The following is a 3,484-nucleotide window of genomic DNA, read 5'->3' on the forward strand; positions in this document are numbered from 1 at the left end:
GTTCTCGCACAACGACCAGCAATCGGTGTGGCAGTCGTCCCAACCCGAGGGTGCCACCACCGGCTGGGGCGGCCACATCGGCGACCTCGCGCTTTCATCCAACACCAGCCGCGTGCTCACCTGCATTTCGGTCACGGGCAACACGGTGTTCCTCTCGGGCGACGACGCGCTGTCCTACCAGGTCAGCACCGGGGGCGCGGTGAAGATCAATGCGCTCAATGGCAACGTGTACAACTCGGCCGCCGTGCGAGGTGCCATGACGCAACTCGCGCTGCAGACGCGCACGCACGTGCTGGAGAACGAATACAACCTGGTCACCGCGCGCGCCGTGGGCGCCGAGAGCGCCATCACCGCCGCACTGGCCAGCTACCCGGCCAATGCCGCCGCGTTCAGCGCCTTCCCCACCGGCAACAACCTGGCCGACCAGCTCAAGCTGGTGGCGCGCCTCATTGCCGCGCGCAACGATCTGGGCAACCGCCGACAGGTGTTCTTCGTGTCGATGGGCGGCTTCGACCTGCACGACAACCTGATCGGTGGGCAGGCCACGTTGATGGGCCGCCTCAGTGCCGCACTGACCGCCTTCCACGCGTCCACCGTGGCGCTGGGCGTGGCCAACCAGGTCACCGCCTTCACCGCCTCGGACTTCGGACGCACGCTCACCTCCAACGGCGACGGCTCCGACCACGGCTGGGGCAGCCACCACTTCATGGTGGGGGGCGCGGTGCGCGGCAAGGCCTTCTACGGCAAGGCCCCGCCAGTGAGCGTGACCAACTCGGCGGTGGACGCCAACGACCAGTGGCACGTGGGCCAGGGCCGGCTGCTGCCCAGCACCTCGGTGGACCAGTACGCCGGCACCATGGCCACGTGGTTCGGCGTGCAGGGCGCCGAGATGAACGGAATCCTGCCGAACCTGGCGAATTTCAACAGCGTGGACTATCCAACCAATTTGGGCTTCATGGCCTAGCTGTGAAGGTCCAATAGGTTGTATGTGTTCATCTGAGTTGAGTTTGAGAGACTGGGAATTACCACACCCCCAGAACTCTCAAGGAACTCAACCAGATGAACATCCATAAGAATGCCCGACTTACGCTGGCGCGTCGAATCGAAATGGTTCAAGACATCACCGAACGTGGACTCAGCGCCTGTGCTGCCGCACAGGCACACGGTGTGAGCGCACCGACAGCGCGCAAGTGGCTGGGGCGCTACCTGGCACACGGCCATGCCGGGCTGGTCGACGCCTCCTCACGCCCAGCGAGCTCTCCCCGCGCCATCGAACCCGCCAAGGCCCTGGCCGCGGTGGAACTGCGGCGCAAGCGACTCACTCAGGCGCGCATCGCAGTGGCCCTGGGCCTGTCCAAGAGCACGGTGGGGCGGGTGCTGGCCCGCGCCGGCCTCAGCCGCCTGAGCGACCTGCAGCCCGCCGAGCCGGTGGTGCGCTACGAGCACGCGGCCCCGGGCGACATGCTGCACATCGACACCAAGAAGCTCGGGCGCATCGTGCGCCCCAGCCACCGCGTGACGGGCAATCGCAAGGACAGCGTCACCGGAGCGGGCTGGGAGATGCTGTTCGTGGCCATCGATGACCACGCCCGCATCGCCTTCACCGACATTCACCCAGACGAGAAGGCCCCCAACGCGGTGCAGTTCCTGCGCAACGCACATGCCTACTACGCCAGCCTGGGCGTGCGCATCCAGCGCCTGCTCACCGACAACGGCTCTGCCTTCCGTTCGAGAGACTTCGCGCTGGCCTGTCAGGAACTGGGCATCCGCCACCGGTTCACGCGGCCCTACCGACCGCAGACCAATGGCAAGGCCGAGCGCTTCATCCAGTCGGCCCTGCGTGAGTGGGCCTATGGCTTCACGTACCAGAACTCCAGCGAGCGCACCGCCGCGCTGGACCACTGGAATCACCACTACAACTGGCACCGTCCCCATCAGGGCATCGGCGGCATCGCTCCCATGTCCCGGCTCACTCGCTCACGAAACAACCTCTTGACTCTTCACAACTAGCCCGAGGATGCGCGAGCCGTTGGGGCGGTCCTTGAGCCAGAGCCAGGCCACTACCGCACCGAACAGTGGCACGGTGGCGTTGAGAATGGCCGAAAGGCCGGTGGTGATGGCCAGCAGCGCGAACGAGAAACACGCGAAGGGAATGGCCGAGTTCAGCAGCCCCACGAGAAAGAGCGCTTTCCAGTGTTGCAGCAGGATCCGGACCTGGCCTTTCCAGAACAGGATGGGCAGCAGGAACGCCGCAGCCACCGAGACGCGCACAAAAGCCGTGGGCAGCGCTCCGAAGTCCACCACGGACAGCCGCATGAACAGAAAGGACGCACCCCAGATGGCGCCGAGCAGGACGAATTCGACAGTGAGGGCAGGGTTCATGGCGGGAAGTATGCCGATCGCGTGGTGCGTTGCTGTGAGCCATTGATGATGCTTGGCGCACCGATTGATGCGCGCACCGGGTCAATGCAGGGCGGCACCCTCCAGCGCGAGCAGGGCGGTCTTGCGTTCCAGCCCGCCAGCGTAACCGGTGAGCGAGCCGTCGGTACCGATCACGCGGTGGCAGGGCACGACGATGCTGACCGGATTGCGCCCCACGGCTGCGCCCACGGCGCGCACTGCGGCGGGGCTGCCGATGCGCGCACTCAGCGCGCCGTAGCTCGTGGTGCCACCGGGCGCGATCTGCCGCAGCGCCTGCCACACGCGCTGCTGGAACGCGGTGCCTGCGCCAAGGTCCAGCGGCAGGTCGAACGCGGTGCGTCGCCCGGCGAAGTACGCCGTGAGCTGCGCCATCGCCTGCTGGAGCACGGGCACGTCGGCCGCGCGCCGCCACGAAGATGTGACTGGCCCGTGACGCTGGCCTTCGAACCAGATGCCGCTGAGCCCCCGTGGCGTGGCTGCCAGCACCATCGGGCCCAGTGGGCCGTGCCACTCTGTGAAGACGGTCGCGGGATCGTGTTTCATGTCGAGGTTCCTTTCGATTCGATGGGGGGCGCGACGCCGGCCGACCAGGCCCGTATCACGGCGTAGCTGCGCCAGGGTTTCCAGACGCCGGAGGCGGCCTCGGCCAGGCGAGCGGCTTGTTTTTGCTGCTGCAAGCCCATCACCTTGTGCAAGGCCACATCGCCAGCAGGAAAAGCGTCGGGCCAGCGCAGCGCACGCATGGCGATGTATTGCGCCGTCCAGTCGCCAATGCCCGGTAGTGCCTTGAGCGCCTCGATGGTCGCAGGCACGTCGGCGCTGCCGTGCAATTGCAGGCGTTGCCCGGCCACCGCCTGCGCCAGCGCCACGATGGCGGCCTGGCGTTGCCTGACGATGCCCAGCTGGCCCAGGGCGTCGCCGCCCGCTTCGGCCAGCACCTCGGGTGCCGGGAACAGGCGGGTGAGCTCGGGAAACGGGGTGTCGATGGTTTCGCCGAAACGGTCCACCAGCCGCTGCGCCAGCGTGCGCGCGGCCGCCACCGTGATCTGTTGTCCGAGCACGG

General features: G+C 67.1%; 5 protein-coding genes. 2 read left to right on the top strand and 3 right to left on the bottom strand.

The window, feature by feature from the left end:
- Nucleotides 1-964 (top strand): DUF1501 domain-containing protein (locus tag AB7P10_RS20045; RefSeq protein WP_428295605.1); only part of this gene is annotated, 964 nt, incomplete at its 5' end.
- A 95-nt stretch (nucleotides 965-1,059) separates the two neighbouring features.
- Nucleotides 1,060-2,010 carry an IS481 family transposase gene (locus AB7P10_RS20050; RefSeq protein ID WP_428295606.1) on the top strand — a complete coding sequence of 317 codons (951 nt, stop codon included), beginning with the start codon at nucleotides 1,060-1,062 and terminating at the stop codon, nucleotides 2,008-2,010.
- On the opposite strand, the gene AB7P10_RS20055 is transcribed toward AB7P10_RS20050, so the two are convergent.
- The 3 genes from AB7P10_RS20055 to AB7P10_RS20065 form a co-directional block, all read right to left on the bottom strand.
- Nucleotides 1,978-2,382, bottom strand: a complete 405-nt coding sequence (locus AB7P10_RS20055) for a DMT family transporter (RefSeq protein ID WP_428295607.1) — start codon at nucleotides 2,380-2,382, stop codon at nucleotides 1,978-1,980. The genes AB7P10_RS20050 and AB7P10_RS20055 overlap by 33 nt on opposite strands.
- 81 nt (nucleotides 2,383-2,463) lie before the next feature.
- Nucleotides 2,464-2,964 (bottom strand): methylated-DNA--[protein]-cysteine S-methyltransferase, encoded by a 501-nt coding sequence (locus AB7P10_RS20060; RefSeq protein ID WP_428295608.1) that lies wholly within the window; start codon nucleotides 2,962-2,964, stop codon nucleotides 2,464-2,466.
- On the bottom strand, nucleotides 2,961-3,484 hold a 524-nt coding region (locus AB7P10_RS20065; RefSeq protein WP_428295609.1), incomplete at its 5' end, for a DNA-3-methyladenine glycosylase family protein. The genes AB7P10_RS20060 and AB7P10_RS20065, both read right to left, overlap by 4 nt.

This window comes from Hydrogenophaga sp. (genome assembly GCF_050182545.1).
GTDB lineage: Bacteria > Pseudomonadota > Gammaproteobacteria > Burkholderiales > Burkholderiaceae_C > Hydrogenophaga.

Coding starts and splice junctions, on each gene's coding strand:
- AB7P10_RS20050 (WP_428295606.1), top strand. CDS start 1,060: ATGAACATCCATAAGAATGCCCGACTTACGCTGGCGCGTCGAATCGAA.
- AB7P10_RS20060 (WP_428295608.1), bottom strand. CDS start 2,964: ATGAAACACGATCCCGCGACCGTCTTCACAGAGTGGCACGGCCCACTG.
- AB7P10_RS20055 (WP_428295607.1), bottom strand. CDS start 2,382: ATGAACCCTGCCCTCACTGTCGAATTCGTCCTGCTCGGCGCCATCTGG.